This is a genomic window from Angustibacter sp. Root456 (assembly GCF_001426435.1).
GTDB lineage: Bacteria > Actinomycetota > Actinomycetes > Actinomycetales > Angustibacteraceae > Angustibacter.
In genome coordinates this window covers 18,650-39,420 of sequence record NZ_LMER01000020.1, presented here as the reverse complement: position 1 = coordinate 39,420, position 20,771 = coordinate 18,650, and the positions used below count along the sequence as shown (strand labels likewise).

Below are 20,771 nucleotides of genomic sequence, written 5' to 3'. Positions count from 1 at the left end.
GTCAGCTCACCTCCTCGAGCACTCGGGTCTGGCGGAACTGCGCGGCCGCGATCAGTCCGGTGAGGATGAAGAGCAGCACGGACACCGCGGCGGCGAAGCCGAACTGGGCACCCGAGCCGCCGAACGCCAACCGGAAGATGTAGCTGATGAGGATGTCGGTCGAGCCTGCCGTCGGGTTGTCAGCAGGGAAGGGCGAGCCGTCGGTGAGCAGCCGGATCGCGTTGAAGTTGTTGAAGTTGAAGGCGAAGGACGCGACCAGCAGCGGTGCGACGGCCACGAGCAGCAGCGGGAACACCACGCGCCGGAAGGCCGCGAACCCGCTGGCGCCGTCCATCGCGGCCGCCTCGCGCAGCTCGGACGGGATCGCCTGCAGCGCTCCGGTGCACACGAGCATCATGTACGGGAAGCCCATCCACAGGTTGGTCAGCAGGATCGCGCCGCGGGCGAACCACGGGTCACCGAACCAGTTGATGTGGATGTGCAGGATCTGGTTGATCAGCCCGAAGTCCCGGTTGTAGAAGCCGCGCCACACCAGCAGCGAGATGAAGCCCGGGATGGCGTACGGCAGGAGCAGCAGCGACCGGTAGACCTTGCGACCGCGCACGTGCGGGTCGTTGAGGACGTAGGCCAGTCCGAGGCCGAGCAGGAACGTCGTGGCCACCGACAGGAACGCGAAGGCGAGGGTCCAGGCGAAGATGCCGAGGAACCGTGAGCGGATCACGGGGTCGGTGAGCGCGCGCTCGTAGTTCGCCAGCCCCACGCCCTCCTTCCAGCCCTGGTCGAAGGCGCGCGTGCCGTCGTCCTTCACGAAGTACGAGCTCGAGCCGGTCTTGGCCACGTGGTACGTCTCGCCGGTGGCGGTGTTGCGGATCGTGTCGCTGCGCGCGTCGTACGCCAGCACCCGGCGTCCCTCGAACGCCGAGCCGACGCCCAGCGCGCGGATCGCGCCGCCGTCGACCGGCACGGCGACGTCGCGCACCGCCTTGGCGGCGTTGACCTGCTTGGCGTTCAGGACGGTGTAGCCGTCGGCGGCGCGGACGCGGTTGTTCTCGACGGTCACTGAGCCCGCGTCGACCGGCTGCAACCCGTCGGTGTCGCCGAGCTTGACGTCACCGGTGGGGTCGACGAGGAAGAACACGAACGGGCCCTGGGTGATCGACCCCTTGGTGGCCACGGTGAGGTTGTAGCGCTTGGAGTCCGGCACCTGCTGCACGGAGTTGTTGATGATCGTCTCGACGGTGTCCTGCTTGCTCGAGCGGTGACCGTCGCCGTAGTTCGTGGTGCTGATCGAGACGAGGAACAGGATCGGGTAGACCACGAACGACAGCAGGAAGACCGTGCCCGGCAGCAGGTACTTGGCCGGCTGGAACCGCGACGTCGAGTAGACCACCAGCAGCGCGGCCTCGATGAGCCACACCGCAACCAGGCCGGTCCACGCCTTCGCCTCGACCAGCGGCGGCGTCAGCGCGATCGCCACCGCGAGGCTCAGCCCCAGCAGCAGGATCTTCACGACCAGGCCCAGCGGCGTGGTGCTGGCGCCGTCCCGGGTGCGCGTCGTTCGGTGCACGGGTCTCCCTCAGCAGATGGTGCTCGCCGGCCCGGCGGGCTCGAGGCAGCGCCGGGCCGGCGAGGTCCTACTTGATCGACGAGCGGATCGTCTTGCCCGCGTTCTCGATCGTGGTGGTGGGGTTGGCGCCACCGATGATGGCGGCCTCCGCCTTGCCCAGCGGGTCCCACACGGCGGCCATGGCCGGGATCGCCGGCAGGATCTGGCCGTTCTTGCCCGCCGCAGCGAGCTTCTGGATGTCGGGGTCGCTCGCTGACACGCTCTGCAGGACCTGCGTCATGGCCGGCGGCCGCGGCTCGGCGTCGAAGAGCGCCTTCATCGTGTCGGGCGTGTTGACGGCGTTGAGAACGAACTCCTGCGCCAGCGAGGCGTTCTTGGCCTTGGACGCGATGTAGAAGGCCTGCACGCCGATGAACGGAGCGGCCGGCTTGCCACCCGCGAACGGCGGCACGGGCGAGATGTCGTACTTGATGCCGGCCTTCTTGATGTCGGCGATGGCCCACGGGCCCGACACCAGGTACGCGGCCTTCTTCTGCGTGAAGAGCGCGATGGAGTTGTCGCCGCTGATCGAGCGCTTGAGGACCTTGCTGCCCTTCTCGCCGAGGGCGGCGATCTTCTTCATGGCCGCTACCGACCCGGGCTTGCCCACCCCGACGTCGGTCGGGTCGTAGTCGCCGTTCGCCTTGGTGCCGAACAGGTAGCCGCCGCCGGAGGTGTAGAGCGGCTCCAGGTGGTACGCGTCGCCGTTCTGGCCGACCTGCAGGTTGAGGACGCCGGAGACCTTGCCGGCCTTGACCGCGGCCTGGCCGTCCTTGACCAGCTGCTCGATCGTCGCCGGGGCCTTCGGGGCGGCGTCGGTGTTGCGGAAGAGCGCGATGTTCTCGACCGCGTAGGGCAGGCCGTAGATCTGGCCGTTGTAGGTGACGCCCTTGATCGCGATGGGGGAGTACTTCGCCTGGTCGGCCTGCGACAGGGGCAGCGGCGAGATGGCGCCGTTCTGCACCATGTTGCCGATCCAGTCGTGGGCGCCGACGACGACGTCCGGGCCGTTGCCGGCCGCGTTCGCGGTGACGAAGTTGGTCTGCAGGTCCGTGGCGACGGTCTGCACCGCCACGGTGATGCCGTTGTCCTGGGCGAACTTGTCGGCCACGGCCTTCAGGGCGGTGGCGCGCTTCTCGTCGGCCCAGATCACCAGGTCGGCCTTGGCGTCGCGCACCGGCTTGGTCTCGGTGGGCGAGGCGGTGGCTGACGGCGTGGCGGTGGTGGTGGACGACGAGGTGGTGGTCGACGCGGACGTCGACGACCCGCCGCCGCCGCACGCGCCCATCAGCAGGGTGGCGCCGGCGACGCCGGCGACGACCAGTGGGCTCCTGCGCATGAGGGTCCTTTCGGCGAAGAGAGAGCTTCGTCCCGGGTCGTCCCGGCGACGTTGCGGGGTTGCTGCAAGGAACGTAGCAACATTTCTGCAAGTCGCCTAGATGGTTGCTGCATGATCTTGCAGCCGATAGCGTCTGCGCAGACCACTCGCGCACTCGGACGCCGGTGGCCCAGCACAGGAGGTCCGATGGCAGTGGCGCGGTTGGCTGACATCGCCCGTCAAGCAGGCGTCAGCGAGGCCACCGTCAGTCGGGTGCTCAACGGCAAGCCTGGCGTCGCCGACAGCACGCGCCAGGCGGTGCTGACGGCCCTCGACGTGCTGGGTTACGAGCGGCCGACGCGGCTGCGGCGCAAGAGCGCGGGCCTGGTCGGCCTGATCGTGCCCGAGCTGACGAACCCGATCTTCCCGGCCTTCGCGCAGGTGATCGAGACGGCCCTGTCGCGGCACGGCTTCACGCCGGTGCTCTGCACGCAGACGCCCGGCGGCGTGCACGAGGACGACTACACGCAGATGCTGCTCGAGCGCAGCGTCAGCGGCATCATCTTCGTCTCAGGCCTGCACGCGGACAGCCTCGCCGACCACGAGCGGTACCGCCAGCTCATCAAGCGTGGCTTGCCCATCGTGCTCGTCAACGGCTACGCCGACGACGTCGAGGCGCCGTATGTGTCGTGCGACGACATCGCCTCGAGCGAGCTGGCCGTGGCGCACCTCGTGGCGCTGGGGCACACCCGGATCGGACTCGCCGTGGGGCCTGAGCGGTTCGTGCCCGCGATCCGCAAGATCGCCGGCTTCCGGCAGGCCATGGCGTCCATCGCCCGCGCCGACGACGTCGAGGACCTCATCGAGCGCTCGCTGTTCACCGTCGAGGGCGGCCAGGCCGCCGCGCTGCGGTTGGTCGACAAGGGCTGCACGGCGCTGGTCTGCGGCTCGGACCTCATGGCACTCGGCGCGGTTCGCGCCGTCCGGTCACTCGGCCTGCGCGTGCCGGACGACGTGTCGATCGTGGGTTACGACGACTCCCCGCTCATCGCGTTCACCGACCCGCCGCTGACGACGCTGCGCCAGTCGGTGCAGTCGATGGGGGAGGCCGCCGTCCGGGCGCTCATCGACGAGATCTCCGGCCAGCCGGCTCCGCGGGCGGAGTACGTGTTCCGGCCTGAGCTCGTCGTCCGCGGCTCCACCGGCGCCGTCCCGCAGCACGTGCGCCGCCCCCGCCGCTGAGCACTGCCGCCCCCTCCGGAAGTTGATCACGTTATGTGGGCGACACTCCGCTTCTCGAGGGTTGCAAGCCTCGGGAAGCGGAGTGTCACCCCCCTAACGTGATCAACTTCGCGGGGGCCGGGAGAGGTGGGTGGCGAGGTGGCGCAGCAGGTCGCGCACGGCCTCGGGGTCGTCGACGCGTTGGGCCGCAGCGGTTTCGCCGTCACCCACCTTGATGCCGAGGTCAGTCTCGTCCAGCGAGCGGAAGACGGTCTCGTCGGTGACGTCGTCGCCGAGGTAGAGCACCGCGCGGGCGCCGACCTGGTCACGCAGCCACGCCAGCGCGGCGCCCTTGCTCGTCTCGATGACGGCCGCCTCGACGACCTCCTTGCCCCGGGTGACGTGCACGTCAGGAACCTCGGCCAGCGTCGCAAGTGCCTGTGCCGCAACGGTTTGCGAGTTGCCACTGACGAGCTGACGCGTGTGCAGGACGGCGGCCGTGGGCTTGTGCTCGACGTGCGAGCCAGGGTGCGCGGCGGCGACCGCCTCGAGCCGCGCCTGCACCTGCGCGAGTCGCTCGCGCGCGTCGTCGTCCAGCGCCGGGGGGTCGTCGCGCTCACCCTCCCGCGGCCAGCGGGGCCGCTCGGCGCCGTGGCTCCCGATCACGAGCACGTCGCCGTGGGGGTCGAGAGACGTCAGCGCGAGCAGGTCGTCGCGCGCGCGTCCGGACACCAGCACCACGGTGACGCCCGGCGCGGCCGCCAGGTCGCGCACGGCGTCCAGCGTGCCGGGCAGCGCGCGCGCGTCACCGGGCCGTTCGACGATGGGCGCGAGCACGCCGTCGAAATCCAAACCGATCAGCAACGGCCGCTGCGCCGCAACGGTTTCCGCCGCCGCCCAGGCCGCGTCGCGGCCGATCGACCCGGTCACGGGCGCTCGGGGGCCGCGGCGAGCGCCTGCAGGAAGTGGTCGGCCCAGCGCTGCACGTCGTATTCGCGCACCCGGCGGCGCATGGTGCGCATGCGCCGGGACTTCTCCCGCGGGTCGGTGTCGATGGCCTCGCGGATCGTCAGCTTGAGGCCGTCGATGTCGTGTGGGTTGCAGATGAACGCGCGGTCGAGCTCACCGGACGCGCCCGTGAACTCCGAGAGCACCAGTGCGCCGCCCTGGTCGTACCGGCAGGTGACGTACTCCTTGGCCACGAGGTTCATGCCGTCGCGCAGGGGCGTCACGAGCATAACGTCGGCGGCGAGGAACATCGCCGCCATCTCCTCTCGGGGGAACGACTGGTGCAGGTAGTGGATCGCGGGCTGACCCAGCTGCCCGTAGTCGCCGTTGGCGCGCCCGACGGTGACCTCGACCTGCTCGCGCAGCTGCTGATAGGCCTGCACGCGCTCGCGGCTGGGCGTCGCCACCTGCACGAGCACCGCCTTCGGGGGCGCCAGGACGCCGTCGGCCAGCAGCTCCTCGTACGCCTTGAGCCGGTGCCGGATGCCCTTGGTGTAGTCGAGGCGGTCGACGCCGAGCAGCACGATGTCCGGGTCGCCGAGATCGCGGCGGATCTGCCGGGCGCGCTCCAGCGTCTCGGGACGCCGGGCGAGCTCCTCCAGGCCGGCCGAGTCGATGGAGATCGGGAACGACGTCGCGCGCACGACGCGCTCACCGCCGTCGTGGTTGCGCACGGTCACCGTGTCGCCGCGGGTCTGCAGCGCCAGCAACCGGCGGCAGACGCGCAGGAAGTTCTCGGCGTCGGCGCGGCGCTGGAAGCCGAGCAGGTCGGCGCCCAGCAGGCCCTCGATGATCGCCCGCCGCCACGGCAGCTGGGCGAACAGCTCGACCGGGGGGAACGGGATGTGGTTGAACCACCCGATCCGCACGTCCGGCCGCAGGGCGCGCAGCATGGCGGGCACGAGCTGCAGCTGGTAGTCGTGCACCCACACGGTCGCGCCCGGCGCGGCCAGCCGCGCGGCCGCCTGGGCGAAGCGGCGGTTGACCGTGCGATAACCGTCGAACCAGCGCCGGCGGAACCGCGGCGGCACGATCACGTCGTGGTAGAGCGGCCAGAGGGTGTCGTTGCTCATGCCCTCGTAGTGGTCCTCGATCTCCTGGCGCGTGAGCCCCACGGCGTGCAGGTGCAGGCCATCGGCGTCGAACGGCTCGGGTGCCTCGCCCGGATCGCCCGACCAGCCCACCCACGCGCCGTCGCCGCCGGTCATCACCGACTGCATCGCGGTCACCAGGCCGCCGGGGCTCTGCTGCCAGGTCTCGTTGCCCTCGGCGTCGGTGGTGCGATCGACAGGCAGCCGGTTGGCCACGACGACGAGGTCGTACGTCGCCTGGTCGGGCGTCGGCTCGATCGTCAGCTCGTCGTCCGATGACGTGGGGGTGGCGGTGCTGCTCGGTGACGATGCGGCCGACGGGCTCACAGAGGGTCGCTCCTTGCGCTCGGGTGACGTTTCCCACCCTAAGGGGGGCTCGCGAACCTGTCGCCGCGACGATCGCTGCACTACGGTGAAGCGGGCGAGGACACTCCACGCGGCACCTCGATCGGGAGGCGATGTCATGCGGATCTCCGACGTCATCAGGCGCAAGGGCGCTGAGGTCGTGACCATCAAGCCGGACGACACCGTGCGCCAGCTGCTCGACCTGCTGGCCCAGCACCGGATCGGCGCCCTCGTGGTGTCACCCGACGGCAGCGCGGTGGCCGGCATCGTGAGCGAGCGCGACGTCGTCCGTCACCTCCAGAGGGCGGGCGCCGACGTCCTCGACTCGCCGGTGGCGCAGATCATGACCGCCGAGGTCACCACGTGCGGGCCGGACGACGGCGTCGAGCACCTCATGCGGCTCATGACCGACCAGCGCGTGCGGCACATCCCCGTGGTGATCGACGGCGTCCTGCACGGCATCGTGAGCATCGGGGACGTCGTCAAGCACCGCATCGACGAGCTGCAGTCCGAGCGCGACCAGCTCGTCGGTTACATCAACCAGTAGGGCTCGTCGCGTACCGTCTGGTGGCATGACCGCGATGGGGGGCCACGCCGAAGAGCTCACCGCGCTCGGGCCCTACCGGCTGCGCGGCAAGCTCGGCGAGGGCGGCATGGGTGTCGTGCACCTCGGGCTGGACGGCGCGGGCCGGGCCGTAGCGGTGAAGGTGCTGCGCGCCCACATCGCCCACGACCCCGAGGCCCGCGCGCGGCTCGCTCGCGAGGTCACGACCCTGCGACGCGTGCAGCACCCGCTCGTGGCCGAGGTGATCGACGCGGACGTCGACGGCGACCAGCCGTACATCGTGACGCGGTTCGTGCCGGGGCCCGGGCTCGACGAGGTCGTGCGCACCAAGGGAGCCCTGGCGCCGCCTGACCTGTTGCGCCTCGGACGCGGCCTGTCCGGTGCGCTGCAGGCGATCCACGCCGTGCACGTGGTGCACCGCGATCTCAAGCCCGCCAACGTGTTGCTCGCCGACGGCGACCCCGTCGTCATCGACTTCGGTATCGCGCACGTCGCGGACGACGTCCGGCTCACGTCGACGGGGCTGGTCATGGGCACGCCCGGCTACCTGTCGCCGGAGGTCATCGACGGCGGCCGGGTCAGCGAGGCCACTGACTGGTGGGGTTGGGCGGCGACGCTGGCCTTCGCTGCGAGCGGGCGGGCGCCGTTCGGGCGCGGGCCGATGGACGTCGTGATCGACCGGGTGCGGCGTGGTCAGTGCGACCTCGACGGCGTCGACGCGCGGTTGCGCCCGCTGCTGCTCGCGGCGCTCGCCGTCGACCCGCGCGGCCGGCCGGGCACGGGCGAGATCCTCGACGCGCTCGACCGCTACGCGCAGGGCGACCCGGCCACCGTGACCATCCCGGTGCAGCCGCTGGCGACCCGGGCCCTGCCGGCCGGGCGGTCGGTGCGCGCACCGGAGGGGGAGGCGTTCACGCCGTACTCGCCGGCGCGGGCGTACGCGCCGCCGCCGCAGGCGGACGAGGTGCCCGTGGCGTACGCGGCGCCGCTGGTGCAGTACGTGCCGATGGAGGAGCTGCTGCCGACGCCCGAGCCGGAGGACGTCCGACCGGCGCGCCCTGGGCGGCGCTCGGGCGTGGTGTGCGGCGTCCTGCTCGCGCTGGTGGCCGGGGCGCTCGCCTTCCCGGTCGTGGCAGCGGCGGTGGCGCTCGTGCTGGCGGTGGTGGCACGCACCGTCGACCGCAACCGGGTGGCGCTGGCCCGACGCCGCTTCGAGCGCGGGCCGCGGCGCAGCGACGGGTTCGTCGCGACGCTGAGCGCTCCGTGGCACCTGCTGTCGGCGGTGCTCGGCACGGCGCTGGCTGCGGTGCTGCCGCTCCTGCTCGGGCTGGCCACGGCGTTCTGCGCAGGGCTGCTCGTCCCCTCGGCGGACGGGTCGCCGTCGCCGGGGTCGCTGCCCGCCGTCGGTGCGGGCGCGTTCGTGGCCCTGCTCGCCGGGTGGTGGGGCGTGGGCGGCGGTTCGCTGCGCCGCGGTGCTCGCACGGTGCTGCGGCGTGCGGTGCCGGCGTCCCACCAGCTCACGTGGGTGCTGCTGCTCCTGCTCGTGGCGGTCGGTCTGGCCGCTTGGGCGGTGCGCACCGGCGCGCCGCAGTGGTGGCCGTTGCGGCAGCTGCCCTTCGGCCTGCCCGTCTGACCGCACCCGCGCAGATACCCGCATACTTCCGGCGGATCGGGGCCCGAATCCCCGGATTCGACCGGAAGAAGGCGGGTATCTGCGCGAAGAGGTCAGGGGTCAGGGGAGGCCGAGGAAGCGCAGGACGGCGGTTCCGTCGGCCTCGAGCGCGTCGGTGACGTCGTCGGCCAGCGGCTCGAGCGGGTCGATCGTGAGCGCTCCTGCCGCCAGCCGCCACGTGGCCACGACGCGCCCACCGGCCAGGGCGCACGCCCGGAACAGCCCGTTCGACGTCACCACGCCCTGGTGCGCGCCGACCAGCGGCGTGCGGTCGGCCCAGCCGTGCAGCACGGGGTCGAACGGCCCGAGCAGCCGCGGCGGCGGCAACGGCGCGGCGGCCTCGCGATCACGCAGGTCGACCAGCTCGGGCCCCTCACCCGCGACCGGCTCGATGACGTCACCCGCGGCGGTCAAGCCCTCGCGCGCCGCGCCCAGCGTGATGCCCGCCCACTTCGCCAGGTCGGTGGCGGACGCCGGCCCGTGCCCCTCGAGGTACCGGACGGCGAGTCGCGCCAGCGCCTGCGAACGCGCGATCGGCGGGGGTGGCGGCCCGAGCCACTGCGCGGCCGACACGAAGGCCTGCTGCCCGTCGACCACAGGGCCGCGCACGAGGTCGCCGTGGAGCGAGGCCGCCAGCAGCACGTGCACGAGCGCCTGCCGTGCGGTGGGGACGCCGGCGTCGTCGAGCCGCGCCCGCAGCTCCTCGCGGGTGCGCGGGCCGTGCGCCACGGCGTCCAGCACCACCTGCACGCCGTGCGCGGCGTGCACCTCGTCGACCCCCTCCTGGCGCAGCCGCCGCTGGTTGCTCGTGTGCAGCTGCGGGGTGGTGAGCGGGTGCAGCCACCAGTAGTCGTCGGCCCGGACCAGGTGCAGCGTGCCGCGTTGCAGCCAGCCCACGACGAGTGAACGGCGCTCGGTGAGCGCGGCGTCGACGTCCGCGGCGGTGAGTCCCGTGCTGCGACTGCGGACGGCGAGCCGGAAGCCGCGCGGATCCTGGGCCTGGACGGCGAGCAGCCGGGTGACCACGTCGTCAGCGGACGTGGCAGGGGGCCCGGCCAGCCGCTGCGCCGTCAGGCGCGCAGCGGTGGCACGGGCCCCCACGAGATCGGTCAGCGCCGCTTGCCGCCGCGCCCTGCAGCCTGCGGCTGCTCGACCTCGACGGTCTGCTGTGCCTCGGCCTGCTCACCTTCGGTCTGCTCACCCTCAGCCGGCTGCGCCTCGGTCTGCTCGCCCTCGGCCGGCTGCGCCTCGGTCTGCTCGCCCTCGGCCGGCTGCGCCTCGGCGGTGTCAGCGGTCTGCTCAGCCGCCTCAGCCGCCTCAGCCGGCGCGGCCTCGCCCGCGGGCTCGCCGTCACCACCCAGGTGCGCGAACGCCGCAGGCGAGGTGCCCGACAGCGTCGCGAGCATCTGCCGGACGTTGGTGAGCTGGGCGTTGATGCTGTCGCGGCGCTGCGTGGCGGCTGCGAGCTCGCGCTCGGACTCGGTGCGAATCCGCGCGGCCCGAGCCTCGGCCTCGGTGACGATCTCGGCGGCCTTGCGTCGGGCCTCCTCGAGCTCCTGACCGGCGCGCGCCGCGGCTTCGCGCTGGGCCCGCTCGGACTCCTGGCGCAGCTGCTCGGTGCGCTCCTGCAGTGCCTCGAGCTCGCGCTCGGCCGCGGTGGAGCGGTCCATGAACTCCTTCTCGGCCCGCTGCCGGCGCTGGGCGAGCGTGGTCTCGAAGTCCGCGGCGGCCTTGGCGGCGTTGGCGCGCTGGTTCTCGTAGACGGCCTCGGCCTCGCCGCGACGGGCGGTGGCCTCGCGGTCGGCGTCGTCGAGCATCTCGTCGGCCTTGCGCTTGGCGTCCTCGAGGATCCGCTGGGCTTCGGCGTCGGCGGCGCTGCGGCGCTCCTCGGCGTACCGGTCGGCCTCCTGGCGCAGCGACTCGGTGGAGGCGTGCACCGCCTTCTTGTGCTCCTCGGCGTCGCTGTGCGCCTTGGCGCGCAGCTCGGCGGCCTCCTCGTCGGCGAGGCCCAGGATCTGCGCCACCCGGGCGCCGAGCTTCTCGAACGTCGGCTCGGACTCCACCTGCGCGGGCGGCTCGGCTGCCTTGGCCTCGGCCTGCGCCTCCAGGACGCGCACCCGGCCGGCCAGCTCGTCGGCGCGAGCCTGGGCCTGAGCGGCCTGGTTCGCGGCCTCGCGGGTGCGGGCGAGCTGCTCGCGCAGGTCGCGGAAGGTCGCGTCGACCTCCGCGGGCTCGTAGCCGCGCAGGACGGTCCGGAACTGGGGGGTGTCGCTCATGTCCGTCTCTTACCTCTGTGTGGGGAGTGGGTGGTGCAGGAGGGGGTAGGCAGGTTCAGCTCTCGTCAGGCGGTGACTCGGCGGCCGGGTCGCCCGGATCCTCGGCCTGAGCGCTCAGCTGCTCGACCGACTCAGGGACGGCGAGCGCCTCGATGACGCCGGACAGGTTGCCGAGTTCCTTCTCGATCGCCGCGCGACGCTCGGCCAGGGCGGCCACCTCGGCGCGGGAGTCGGCGAGCAGGCGGCGCGCCTCGGCCCGCAGCTGGTCGGCCTCGGCCCGAGCGGAGGCGACGAGCTGCGTGGACTCGGCGCGGGCGTCGCGGCGCAGCGTGTGCGCCTCGAGCTGGGCCTTCGACAGGTTGTCGGCGGCGCGCTCGCGCAGGCTGCGCGCCCCGGCCTCGGCCTCGTCGAGGCGCCGCTGGGCTCGCTCGGCGGCGCGCTTCTCGTCGTCTGCGGCCTGGGCGGTGAGCCGCTCGGCCTCGCGGGCGAGCTCGTCGTGGTGGGCCCGGGCCTGGGCGCGGATCCGCTCGGTCTCAGCCTGTGCCTCGGCCGCGGCGCGGGCCAGCTGCTCGTCGTGCTCGCGCTGGCGGGCCTCGCGCTCGGTGGCGGCGTCGGCGAGCAGCTTCTCGGTGCGCTGGCGGGTGGCCTCGAGGTGCTCGGCTGCGGCGGCCTGGCCCTGCTCTCGGGCGCGCTGGGCCTCGGCCTCGGCGGTCGCGAGCAGCTCCTCGACCGTGCGCTTGGTCCAGGCCAGCTGCTCCTCGGCCTCGGCCATGCGAGCGGCGTTGTGCTCTTCGACCTCCTGGCGCTCGCGGGCGAGGGCGGCGGAGGCCTGCTCGCGCTCGCGCGCCAGGGCCTCGTGCACCTGCTCGGCCTCGGCGGCCGCCTCGGCGCGCAACCGTTCCGCCTCGTCCCGAGCCTGCTGCAGCGATGCGGCGGCCCGCTGCTCGGCGTCGGCGAGCGTCAGTTCGGCGCTGCGGGCTGCTGCGGCCAGCTGGTCGCGCACGCGCTCGCCCACCTCGGCGAGGCGCTGCGCCGCCAGCTCGCGGCTCAGGCGCGCCACGTCGCCGGCCGAGGCCAGTGCTCGAGCCTGCTCGGCGGAGGCGCTGGTCAGCCGCTGGTCGGCTTCGGCCTGGCTGTCGGCACGCAGCCGTGCGGCCTCCTCGCGGGCTTGGGTGACCAGCTGCTCGCTGGTCGTGTCGGCAGAGGCCAGTGCCAGGGAGGCCTGCTCGGCGGCGTCCGCGACGAGGTTCTGGGCCTCCGCACGGGCCGACTCCAGCGTGCGGTCGGCCTCGGCCAGCTGGTGCTCGGCGTCCGCGGCGGCTTCCTTGGCGCGCGCGTGCAGCCGCTCGGCGTCGGCGCGCCGGGTGCCGCTCTCCGCGGTGAGCCGCTCCGCCTGCGCTCGCGCGTCGGCGAGCAGCCGGCGCACCTCGGTGTCGGCCTGCAGCCGCACCCGGTTGGCGTGCTCCTCCGCCGAGGCGGTCAGCTGGTCGGCGTGGGCCTGTGCGCGGGCCAGGATCTCGACGGCCTGCTCGGCGAACTGCGGACGACGGTCGGCGGGCTCGGGCGTGCTCGCCTGAGCCGTCTGCGCCGCCTCACCGTTCATGCCCGCATCGTGTCAGATGGGAAGGCCTTCGCGGCACCCCGGTGCGTCCGGATCGTCCGGGTTCTCGCTGGGTTCTCGCTGGGTTCTCGCCGGGTTCTCGCCGGTTCTTCGAGATGGAGCGGCCCAAGATCGTCTGCGCCTCGTCACCGCCCGGAGCGCTCGCCGTACCCGGGCATCGAGCGGCCCGACTCGTGCGCCTTCGGCGCCCGCATGTGGACCGTCATGGGCTCGGTGCCCACGGCCCCGCAGGTGACCGCCCCTGTGGTCGCCGCAGCGGCGCTGCACGGGCTCCCGCTGGGCTGGCTGTTCGTCGTGGCTGGCGTCGGCCTGGTGCTGTCCGGCGCCGTCACCGCCGTCCGGCAGCGCCGACTGCCCGACGTGCTGGCCGCCGACGAGCCGGTCGAGCAGTCGCAGCCGGCAGGTCGTCGTCCGGACCGTGCTCGGGGGACGTGAAGCTGGGCAGCGCCCCTACGCCAATCCGCGCGGCGCTCGGCGCCGAACCGTCATCATGAGCAGCCCCGTGGCCACCGACACCAGGATCCGCGACCACGTCCAGCGGCTGGGCGAGAAGCACCCGCCGATCCCCTTGGACTCCGCCGACTTCACGATGCGCGACCCCGACGCCGTGCGCGAGCGCTTCGCCGACGTCCTGTCGTACATGGCTCGCGTCGAGATGGAGGTGGAGCGCAACGTGCTCGAGCTGGCGGTGCTGCTGCCGGGGTCCAGCGACGTCGACCAGACCTTCGCGAACGACGTGTGGGGGCCCCAGGAGGAGCACCACGGCGCACTGCTCGACGAGCTGGGACGCCGCATCGGACTGCCGCCCACCGAGGCCGACCTCGACACGGTCAGCCCCAAGATCCGGCTGCTCGGCGCGATCGCGCACATCCGCCCGGTGCACGAGGTGATCCGGCTGCTCTACTACCTCACGGGCGCGGCCACCGAGCGCTCGGCGACGATCGCCTACCAGGGGTTCAGTGACGGCCTGGGCGAGATGGGTGAGACAGCGGTGCAGCGCACCGTGATCGACGCGATCAAGGCGCAGGAGCCGGGGCACTTCGCGTTCTACCGGATGAGCGCCACGCACCTCGTGGAGTCCGGGGCGCTGGCGCCGTGGCAGCTCTCGCTGGCGCGGTTCCTGCGGTCGCGCACGTTCGGTCTGGTGGGAGCCGGCAACCGCGAGCAGCGGGCCGAATACGGCGCCCTCATCGTGCAGATGGACCTCGAGAGCCAGATCGAGCACCACGTGCGTGACATCGCCCGGGTCGAGTCGCACCTGCTGTGGGCGCACCGGCAGGGGATGAAGGTGCCGACCTACGCGCTCAAGGCCTTTCGAGAGGCTGCAGACCTCTACCGCGAGCGGTACGAGAGCAGCAGGGCCCCGCTCGGCGTCGAGCGCGAGCTCGTCAGCTGCAGCTGACGGCGGTCGTCGCCGGGCTCGAACAGGCGGCGTCCACCGAAGCCGGTCGACGGCGCGACGACGAGCTGCAGCTCGTCGACCAGCCCGGCGCGCAGCAGTGACCGGGCCAGCTCGATGCTGCCGTGGACGCCGATGTCGCCGCCGGGCCGGCTCGTCAGCTCGCGCACGGAGGTCTCGAGCGGGCCGATGAGCGCCTCGGCGGGGCCCCACTGCGCCGTCAGCGGGCTCGAGGTGACGACGTACTTCTGCACGCCGTTGATGAAGCTCGCGAACGGCTCGTGGGACGCCGTCGGCCAGAACTGCGCCCACTCGTCGTACATGCCCCGGCCGAGCAGCACGGCGTCCTGCGTGGCGATCAGCCCGCGCTCGAACTCGTCCATCTCGGCGTCGAAGACCGGAACCTCGCCCGGCTCGGGGGCGAAGTACTGCTCGGGGTGGTCGACGGCGCCGTCCAGCGTCATCAGGGTGTAGAGCACGACCTTGCGCATCGGTGCAGGCTACGCGCCCTGACGCGCGCCCGCTCAGCAGCAGCCGGCCGGTTCGGCGTCCGGGACGGCGGAGCCGCAGCACGCCGGGCTGCTGTCGTCGGCGGCGAAGAAGGTCTCGCTGTCGGCCAGCACGGTGTAGACCTCCCAGCGCTCGCCGTCCGGTGCGCCCTCGACCCAGAACTTGTCCTGCTTGGCGTAGCAGCAGGTGGTGCCGCGCTCGTCGACCGAGGCGAGCCCGGCCGCAGCGAGGCGGGTCTGCTCGCCGTCGACGGCGTCGACGTCGGCCAGCTCGACGCCGAGGTGGTTGAGGGTGCCGCCCTGGCCGGGGTTCTCGATCAGCACGAGCTTCAGGGGCGGGTCGGCGACGGCGAAGTTGGCGTAGCCGGGGCGGGTCTTGGCCGGCTCGACGCCGAGCAGCCGGCGGTAGAACGCCGTGGCCGCTTCGATGTCGTCGACGTTGAGGGCGAGCTGGACTCGGGACACGGTGGGCTCCTCTGTTCCGGACGGTGATCCATTCACCGTCATCGATATGGCATGTTGCATCCATCCATCGACTGCTGTCAATATGTGATGTGTGACGAGAACAGAGCCGACGCGAGGGCTACCGGTGGTGGGGCAGCGTGGCGCCCAGGCCTGTTGTGCGCCGCTGGCGGCCGAGCCACTGGGCGAACGCGACGCCGAGACCCTGGCCCTGCAGTTCTCCGCACTCGCCGACCCGGTGCGCCTGCGTCTGGTCTCGCTGCTGGCGACGGCCGAGGGTGGTGCCGTCTGCGCCTGCGACCTCGTGGACCCGGTGGGGCGCAGCCAGCCGACGGTGAGCCACCACCTCAAGGTGCTGGCCCAAGCCGGACTCGTCACGAGCGAGCGGCGTGGGCGCAACGTCTGGTACGCCGTCGTCCCCACAGCGCTGGCCGCCCTGCGCACGGCACTGGACCCGCGATGAGTGGCCTGCCCACGACGTCCGACGGCGACGCGGCCGTCTACGCGCAGCTGTCGCGGCTCGACCGGGGCCTTCCGGTGTGGATCCTCGCCGCCATGGCTGCCGGGCTGGCTCTGGGGCGGTTGGTGCCGGGCCTCGGCGAGGCCCTCGGCGCCGTCCAGCTGGCGGGCGTCTCGCTGCCCATCGCGCTGGGACTGCTGGTGATGATGTACCCGGTGCTGGCCAAGGTGCGTTACGACCGGCTCGACACGGTGACTCGCGACCGCCGGATGCTCGTCACCTCGCTGGTGCTCAACTGGCTGGTGGGTCCGGCGCTCATGTTCTCGCTCGCCTGGTTGTTCCTCGCCGACCTGCCGGCGTTCCGCACCGGCCTCATCGTCGTCGGGCTCGCGCGCTGCATCGCCATGGTGATCATCTGGAACGACCTGGCCTGCGGTGACCGCGAGGCCGCAGCGGTGCTCGTGGCGCTGAACTCGGTGTTCCAGGTAGTCGCCTTCTCGCTGCTCGGCTGGTTCTACCTGTCGGTGCTGCCGGGCTGGCTCGGTCTCGACACCACGGGCCTCGACGTGTCGGCCTGGTCGATCGCGCGCAGCGTCCTGATCTTCCTCGGGATCCCCTTGCTCGCAGGCTTTCTCAGCCGCCGGATCGGCGAGCGGACGTCGGGCCGGGAGGCCTACGAGCAGCGCTTCCTGCCGAAGGTGGCGCCCTGGGCGCTCTACGGCCTGCTCTTCACCATCGTCATCCTGTTCGCCCTGCAGGGTGAGGCGATCACGAGCCGGCCGCTGGACGTCGCCCGCATCGCGCTGCCGCTCGGCGTGTACTTCGCGGTGATGTGGGGCGGCTCGATGCTGCTCGCGCGGCTGCTCGGGCTGCCCTACCCCCGCGCGGCCACCCTCGCGTTCACCGCCGCAGGCAACAACTTCGAGCTCGCGATCGCGGTGGCCATCGCGACGTTCGGTGCGACGTCCGGCCAGGCGCTGGCCGGTGTCGTCGGGCCGTTGATCGAGGTGCCGGTGCTCGTGGGACTGGTGTACGTCTCGCTGTGGGTCAGGCCGCGGCTCTTCCCCGAGCCCCTGACCCCCTACCCGGCTCGAGGTGAGCGATGACCAGGCCGACCGTCCTGTTCGTCTGCGTCCACAACGCAGGGCGGTCGCAGATGGCCGCCGGCTTCCTCGCGCACCTGTCGGGTGGCGCCGTCGAGGTGCTGTCTGCGGGGTCGATGCCGGCCGAGCACATCAATCCCGTTGCGGTGCAAGCGATGCGCGAGGTCGGCATCGACATCACCGCGGCGGTGCCGAAGGTGCTCACCACCGAGGCGGTGCGGGCCAGCGACGTGGTCGTCACGATGGGCTGCGGCGACGCGTGCCCCTTCTTCCCCGGCAAGCGCTACGAGGACTGGGTGCTCGACGATCCGGCCGGTCAAGGGATCGAAGCGGTGCGGCCGATCCGCGACGAGATCCGGCGTCGCGTCGAGGGGCTGCTGGGCGAGCTGACGGCGCCGCAGCGATAGGGCCCCACGAACAACTCGGGCGAACAATTCGGGCAACTCCCCATTGACGGGGCGGAACGGGAATCCTACTCTCGCTGGTCATGAGAGCGCTCTCACGACGCTCGTTCTCCTGACAGCAAGGGTGATGACCGCATGACCTCACATCTCGGGGACCACAGCGCACCAGGTAGTCCTGGGCCACGAACCATCCGTCTGTTCCACCGTCCCGCCCGGTTTCGTGCGGTGGCGGTAGCCGCCGCGTCGACGCTGGTCGCCGGGCTGCTGACCGTCGCGGCGATGGCGGTCAGCGGCACCGCGCAGGCCAGCACCGTCGGTGAGGGCAGCTACACCGAGACGCTGCCGCCCGGAGGTGTGCTGCCCCAGGGCTGCGGCAGGGTCAGCACCGACCCGCGCGTGTTCGTCACCGACGATGCGCCGAAGGGTGCGATCCCGACCAACGACTGGTGGTCGTCGCTGATCTGGAAGCGCAACAACTGCGCCACGAGCGAGAACCTCATGGCCCACCCGCTCGCCTTTCACGCGGAGAACGACGGCCTCGGGCTCTCGTACACGACCACCCCGACCATCACCGGCACCGCGACGGGCACGGGGGAGTACCACTACCCGTACGCCGAGGACGTCCGGGTCGGCGTGACCGGTCTCGCCGCGCCCGTGGTCAAGGCAGCCGACTGGACCGACTGGACCGTCACGGCTGACTGGAGCGACGGCGCACGCAGCATGCGAGCCACCATCGGTCACGGCCTGCCGTTCAGCTACTACCGGATCGCGGGCGGCAACGCGCGGATCACGGCGGCTGCCGCGCCGACGGTGTGGCTGAACGACGGAGCCACGATCGGCTTCACGGTGCACGGGCACGACTACGTGGCCTACGCACCGACCGGCTCGACCTGGACCGTCAGCGGTGCCGGCATCACCTCGACCCTGGGCCGCAAGGGCTACTTCTCGGTGGCCGTCCTGCCGGGTGGAGCCACGGACAAGGCGGCGCTGGCCGCCGAGTACGGCAGGTACGCGTACGCCCACGTCACCGGCACGAAGATGACCTACGCCTACAACCAGGCGTCGAGCACCGTGCGCACGACCTACGCGTTCACCACGAAGGCCATGGAGGGCGACGAGACCAAGACCGTGGTGGCGCTGTACCCGCACCAGTGGCGCAGCCTCGTCTCGGCGACGCCGATCAAGCCCAGCTACGTCTCCCCGCGCGGCCAGATGCGTGTGCTCACGGGCGTCTCGTCGTTCGCGACCAGCATGAAGTACACCGGCGTCCTGCCTGAGGTGCCGGCGGTCGGGGACTCGTCCGGCGCTGACCTCAGCACGATCACGAGCTACCTCAAGAACGAGCTGGCCAACCCGGAAGGCATCAGCGGCAAGGACACCTACTGGGCCGGTAAGGGCCTTGGACGGGCGGCGCGCATCGCCGAGATCGCCGACCAGCTCGGGATCACCGACGTCCGCGACGCGGCCGTGGCGGCCATGAAGAAGCGGCTCACGAACTGGCTCACCGCCAGCCCGGGTGAGACGAGCCAGCTCTTCTACTACGACAAGAACTGGGGCACGCTCATCGGCTACCCGGCGTCATACGGGTCAGACCAGGACCTCAACGACCACCACTTCCACTACGGCTACTTCGTCGCGGCCGCGGCCACGGTGGCGAAGTTCGACCCCACCTGGGCATCCACCAACCACTACGGCGGCATGGTCGACCTGCTCATCCGCGACGCGAACAACTACGACCGCACCGACACGCGCTTCCCGTACCTGCGGGACTTCGACATCTACGCCGGCCACGACTGGGCGTCCGGCCTGGCGCCGTTCTTCGCGGGCAACAACCAGGAGTCGTCGTCGGAGGGCATGAACTTCGCGAACGCCTTGATCCAGTGGGGTCAGGCCACGGGCAACACCGCCGTGCGTGACGAAGGCATCTTCATCTGGACCACCCAGTCCGCCGCGATCTCGGAGTACTGGTTCGACGTCCACGACCAGAACTTCCCGGACGCGTTCAAGCACAAGACGGTTGGCATGGTGTGGGGCGACGGCGGCGCCTACGCCACGTGGTTCTCCTCCGACCCCGAGATGATCCAGGGCATCAACATGCTGCCGATCACCGGCGGCCACTTCTACCTGGGCAACGACCCGGCGTACGTCCTGAAGAACTACGACGAGCTCGTCACCAACAACGGCGGGCCGCCAACCGTCTGGCAGGACGTCATCTGGGAGTTCCTGGCGCTCGGAGACGGGGACAAGGCGCTGCAGAACTTCCGTGCCAACAGCACGTTCACGAGTGAGGAGGGCGAGAGCAAGGCCCACACCTTCCACTGGATCCGCAACCTCGCGGCGCTGGGCAACGTCGACACGTCGGTGACCGCGAACCACCCGCTGGCCAAGGTTTTCAGCAAGGACGGTGCTCGCACCTACGTCGCGTCGAACATCACGGCCGAGCCCATCACGGTGACCTTCTCCGACGGCACGACGCTCGCCGTGCCGGCCGGCAAGACCGTGGCCAAGGGCGCGCAGACGTGGAGCGGTGGTAGCGCCACTGGCGGCGTGGACGTGCCGGGCGGCCCGACGCCGACGGACACGGCCACGCCTACGCCCACCGGCCCGACGCCGAGCCCGACCACCACCACCACCACGCCTCCCACCACGCCGCCGACGTCCACGACGACGACCACCCCGCCGTCGGAGCCGTTCAGCCGCACGCAGTACCTGCTGGCCGGTGACGCGCTGGGTGGCACGGCAGCCCCCGGCGGGAGCGCCTCCGTGGCGCAGGCGAACGGGAACCACGACGGCACGCCGACGAACGCGAAGACGTTCACCCTCACCGGCGTGACGGCGGCGTACGACGGCGGATCGACCGGGTTCGACCTCGTGGTCGACGCCGGCACCGCCGTGGGCAACGGCGTGCAGGCCCGGGTGTCGTACGACCTCACGGGGGACGGCACGTTCGACCGCGTCGAGACCTACCGCTACTACGCCACCGACCCCGTCGCCGGTGTGGAGCACTACACGTCGACCCAGGGCCTGCGGTCGTCCAGCGGCACGCTGGGGAACCTCACCGGCGGCACGGTGAAGATCGAGGTCTGGAACGCGATCGGCAGCGGTGCCACGACCCTCGGCATCGGCGACTCCTCGAAGCTGGTGCTGCCCTTCACCGGCGGCTCGGTCACCACGCCGCCGTCCGGTGGGGACTCGTCGAGCTTCGCTCCGGCGATGTACCTGCAGGGCGACACCGGGTTGTCGGGCGCGAGCGGCACCGCCGGCACGACGTCGGTCGCAGCGGCCGACGGGAGCTGGGTCGGCACGCCGCACCAGCCGGTCGTCTACGCCACCCGCGGCGTGACGGCCTCGTACACGGGTGGACGGACGAGCTTCGACCTGTGGCTCGACGCCGGCAGCAACGTCGGTGACGGCACGCAGGTGCGGGTGTCGTACGACCTCACCGGTGACGGCACCTTCGACCGGGTGGAGACCTACGACTACTTCGCGACCGACCCGGTGACCGGCTGGGAGCACTACACCGAGGGCAAGGGCCTGACGTCGGCGACGGGCGCCCTCGGTGACCTGGTCGGTGGCACGGTGAAGGTCGAGGTGTGGAACGCGATCGGCAGCACGCCGACCGCGCTCGGCATTGGTGACCGCTCGAAGGTCACGGTGCCCTTCACCGGCTGAGAACGGGGGAAACCGTGGTGGGCCGGGCAAAGCACTTGC

17 protein-coding genes and 1 pseudogene are annotated in these 20,771 nt (G+C 71.9%); 9 read left to right on the top strand and 9 right to left on the bottom strand.

Annotated elements, in window-relative coordinates; all coding sequences use genetic code 11:
- Position 1: 1 nt before the first annotated feature.
- Positions 2-1,567 (bottom strand): ABC transporter permease subunit, encoded by a 1,566-nt coding sequence (locus ASD06_RS14915; protein ID WP_056679445.1) that lies wholly within the window; start codon positions 1,565-1,567, stop codon positions 2-4.
- 67 nt (positions 1,568-1,634) lie between these two features.
- Positions 1,635-2,945 carry a maltose ABC transporter substrate-binding protein gene (locus ASD06_RS14910; protein WP_056679443.1) on the bottom strand — a complete coding sequence of 437 codons (1,311 nt, stop codon included), beginning with the start codon at positions 2,943-2,945 and terminating at the stop codon, positions 1,635-1,637.
- 186 nt (positions 2,946-3,131) lie between these two features.
- On the opposite strand from ASD06_RS14910, the gene ASD06_RS14905 reads away from it, so the two are divergent.
- A complete protein-coding gene (locus tag ASD06_RS14905) occupies positions 3,132-4,166 on the top strand; it encodes a LacI family DNA-binding transcriptional regulator (protein WP_056679441.1) in 1,035 nt (344 codons plus the stop codon).
- A gap of 102 nt (positions 4,167-4,268) precedes the next feature.
- Here the strand turns inward: ASD06_RS14905 and otsB are convergent, their stop codons facing one another.
- Both otsB and ASD06_RS14895 read right to left on the bottom strand, forming a co-directional pair.
- Positions 4,269-5,075 carry a trehalose-phosphatase gene (gene otsB, locus ASD06_RS14900; RefSeq protein WP_056679438.1) on the bottom strand — a complete coding sequence of 269 codons (807 nt, stop codon included), beginning with the start codon at positions 5,073-5,075 and terminating at the stop codon, positions 4,269-4,271.
- A complete protein-coding gene (locus tag ASD06_RS14895) occupies positions 5,072-6,508 on the bottom strand; it encodes a trehalose-6-phosphate synthase (protein WP_235502386.1) in 1,437 nt (478 codons plus the stop codon). Before ASD06_RS14895 ends, otsB begins: the two co-directional genes overlap by 4 nt.
- 199 nt (positions 6,509-6,707) lie before the next feature.
- Between ASD06_RS14895 and ASD06_RS14890 the strand changes: the two genes are divergently transcribed.
- The gene (locus ASD06_RS14890; RefSeq protein ID WP_056679435.1) at positions 6,708-7,136 is read left to right on the top strand and encodes a CBS domain-containing protein; all 429 of its coding nucleotides are present in this window, start codon (positions 6,708-6,710) and stop codon (positions 7,134-7,136) included.
- Positions 7,137-7,161: 25 nt separating this feature from the next.
- Complete coding sequence (locus ASD06_RS14885) at positions 7,162-8,787, top strand: serine/threonine-protein kinase (protein ID WP_056679431.1); 1,626 nt, start codon at positions 7,162-7,164, stop codon at positions 8,785-8,787.
- A gap of 99 nt (positions 8,788-8,886) precedes the next feature.
- Here ASD06_RS14885 and ASD06_RS14880 read toward each other — a convergent pair whose 3' ends face one another.
- From ASD06_RS14880 to ASD06_RS14870, 3 genes are all read right to left on the bottom strand, one after another.
- Positions 8,887-9,852: a winged helix DNA-binding domain-containing protein gene (locus tag ASD06_RS14880; protein ID WP_200942237.1), complete on the bottom strand. Its 966-nt coding sequence runs from the start codon at positions 9,850-9,852 to the stop codon at positions 8,887-8,889.
- An 83-nt stretch (positions 9,853-9,935) separates the two neighbouring features.
- Positions 9,936-11,102 (bottom strand): hypothetical protein, encoded by a 1,167-nt coding sequence (locus ASD06_RS14875; protein WP_056679426.1) that lies wholly within the window; start codon positions 11,100-11,102, stop codon positions 9,936-9,938.
- A 55-nt stretch (positions 11,103-11,157) separates the two neighbouring features.
- On the bottom strand, positions 11,158-12,705 hold the full coding sequence (locus ASD06_RS14870; RefSeq protein WP_056679423.1) for a hypothetical protein: 1,548 nt from the start codon (positions 12,703-12,705) through the stop codon (positions 11,158-11,160).
- 249 nt (positions 12,706-12,954) lie between these two features.
- Here ASD06_RS14870 and ASD06_RS14865 point away from each other — a divergent pair, with 249 nt between their 5' ends.
- Entirely contained in the window at positions 12,955-13,158 is a 204-nt protein-coding gene (locus ASD06_RS14865) for a hypothetical protein (RefSeq protein ID WP_157371741.1), read from the top strand.
- A 55-nt stretch (positions 13,159-13,213) separates the two neighbouring features.
- Positions 13,214-14,125 carry a hypothetical protein gene (locus tag ASD06_RS14860; protein WP_056679417.1) on the top strand — a complete coding sequence of 304 codons (912 nt, stop codon included), beginning with the start codon at positions 13,214-13,216 and terminating at the stop codon, positions 14,123-14,125.
- On the opposite strand, the gene ASD06_RS14855 is transcribed toward ASD06_RS14860, so the two are convergent.
- Together ASD06_RS14855 and ASD06_RS14850 are read right to left on the bottom strand one after the other, a co-directional pair.
- On the bottom strand, positions 14,056-14,613 hold the full coding sequence (locus tag ASD06_RS14855) for a dihydrofolate reductase family protein (RefSeq protein ID WP_056679414.1): 558 nt from the start codon (positions 14,611-14,613) through the stop codon (positions 14,056-14,058). The genes ASD06_RS14860 and ASD06_RS14855 overlap by 70 nt on opposite strands.
- Before the next feature lie 33 nt (positions 14,614-14,646).
- Positions 14,647-15,096 (bottom strand): ArsI/CadI family heavy metal resistance metalloenzyme, encoded by a 450-nt coding sequence (locus tag ASD06_RS14850; protein ID WP_056679410.1) that lies wholly within the window; start codon positions 15,094-15,096, stop codon positions 14,647-14,649.
- A gap of 124 nt (positions 15,097-15,220) precedes the next feature.
- Between ASD06_RS14850 and ASD06_RS14845 the strand changes: the two genes are divergently transcribed.
- The 4 genes and pseudogenes from ASD06_RS14845 to ASD06_RS14830 all read left to right on the top strand — a co-directional run.
- Positions 15,221-15,556, top strand: a complete 336-nt coding sequence (locus ASD06_RS14845; RefSeq protein WP_235502359.1) for a metalloregulator ArsR/SmtB family transcription factor — start codon at positions 15,221-15,223, stop codon at positions 15,554-15,556.
- Complete coding sequence (gene arsB / locus ASD06_RS14840) at positions 15,553-16,659, top strand: ACR3 family arsenite efflux transporter (protein ID WP_056679404.1); 1,107 nt, start codon at positions 15,553-15,555, stop codon at positions 16,657-16,659. Before ASD06_RS14845 ends, arsB begins: the two co-directional genes overlap by 4 nt.
- Positions 16,656-17,063: an arsenate reductase ArsC gene (locus tag ASD06_RS14835; protein ID WP_056679401.1), complete on the top strand. Its 408-nt coding sequence runs from the start codon at positions 16,656-16,658 to the stop codon at positions 17,061-17,063. Before arsB ends, ASD06_RS14835 begins: the two co-directional genes overlap by 4 nt.
- A 132-nt stretch (positions 17,064-17,195) precedes the next feature.
- Positions 17,196-20,213, top strand: a pseudogene (locus ASD06_RS14830) (glycosyl hydrolase); the annotation flags it as partial.
- Between the last annotated feature and the right edge of the window lie 558 nt (positions 20,214-20,771).

What these genes read in the sequence shown, in the direction of transcription:
- ASD06_RS14835 (WP_056679401.1), top strand. Translation starts at nt 16,656, where the DNA reads ATGACCAGGCCGACCGTCCTGTTCGTCTGCGTCCACAACGCAGGGCGG.
- arsB (WP_056679404.1), top strand. Translation starts at nt 15,553, where the DNA reads ATGAGTGGCCTGCCCACGACGTCCGACGGCGACGCGGCCGTCTACGCG.
- ASD06_RS14890 (WP_056679435.1), top strand. Translation starts at nt 6,708, where the DNA reads ATGCGGATCTCCGACGTCATCAGGCGCAAGGGCGCTGAGGTCGTGACC.
- ASD06_RS14875 (WP_056679426.1), bottom strand. Translation starts at nt 11,102, where the DNA reads ATGAGCGACACCCCCCAGTTCCGGACCGTCCTGCGCGGCTACGAGCCC.
- ASD06_RS14860 (WP_056679417.1), top strand. Translation starts at nt 13,214, where the DNA reads ATGAGCAGCCCCGTGGCCACCGACACCAGGATCCGCGACCACGTCCAG.
- ASD06_RS14905 (WP_056679441.1), top strand. Translation starts at nt 3,132, where the DNA reads ATGGCAGTGGCGCGGTTGGCTGACATCGCCCGTCAAGCAGGCGTCAGC.
- ASD06_RS14855 (WP_056679414.1), bottom strand. Translation starts at nt 14,613, where the DNA reads ATGCGCAAGGTCGTGCTCTACACCCTGATGACGCTGGACGGCGCCGTC.
- ASD06_RS14885 (WP_056679431.1), top strand. Translation starts at nt 7,162, where the DNA reads ATGACCGCGATGGGGGGCCACGCCGAAGAGCTCACCGCGCTCGGGCCC.
- ASD06_RS14910 (WP_056679443.1), bottom strand. Translation starts at nt 2,945, where the DNA reads ATGCGCAGGAGCCCACTGGTCGTCGCCGGCGTCGCCGGCGCCACCCTG.
- ASD06_RS14870 (WP_056679423.1), bottom strand. Translation starts at nt 12,705, where the DNA reads ATGAACGGTGAGGCGGCGCAGACGGCTCAGGCGAGCACGCCCGAGCCC.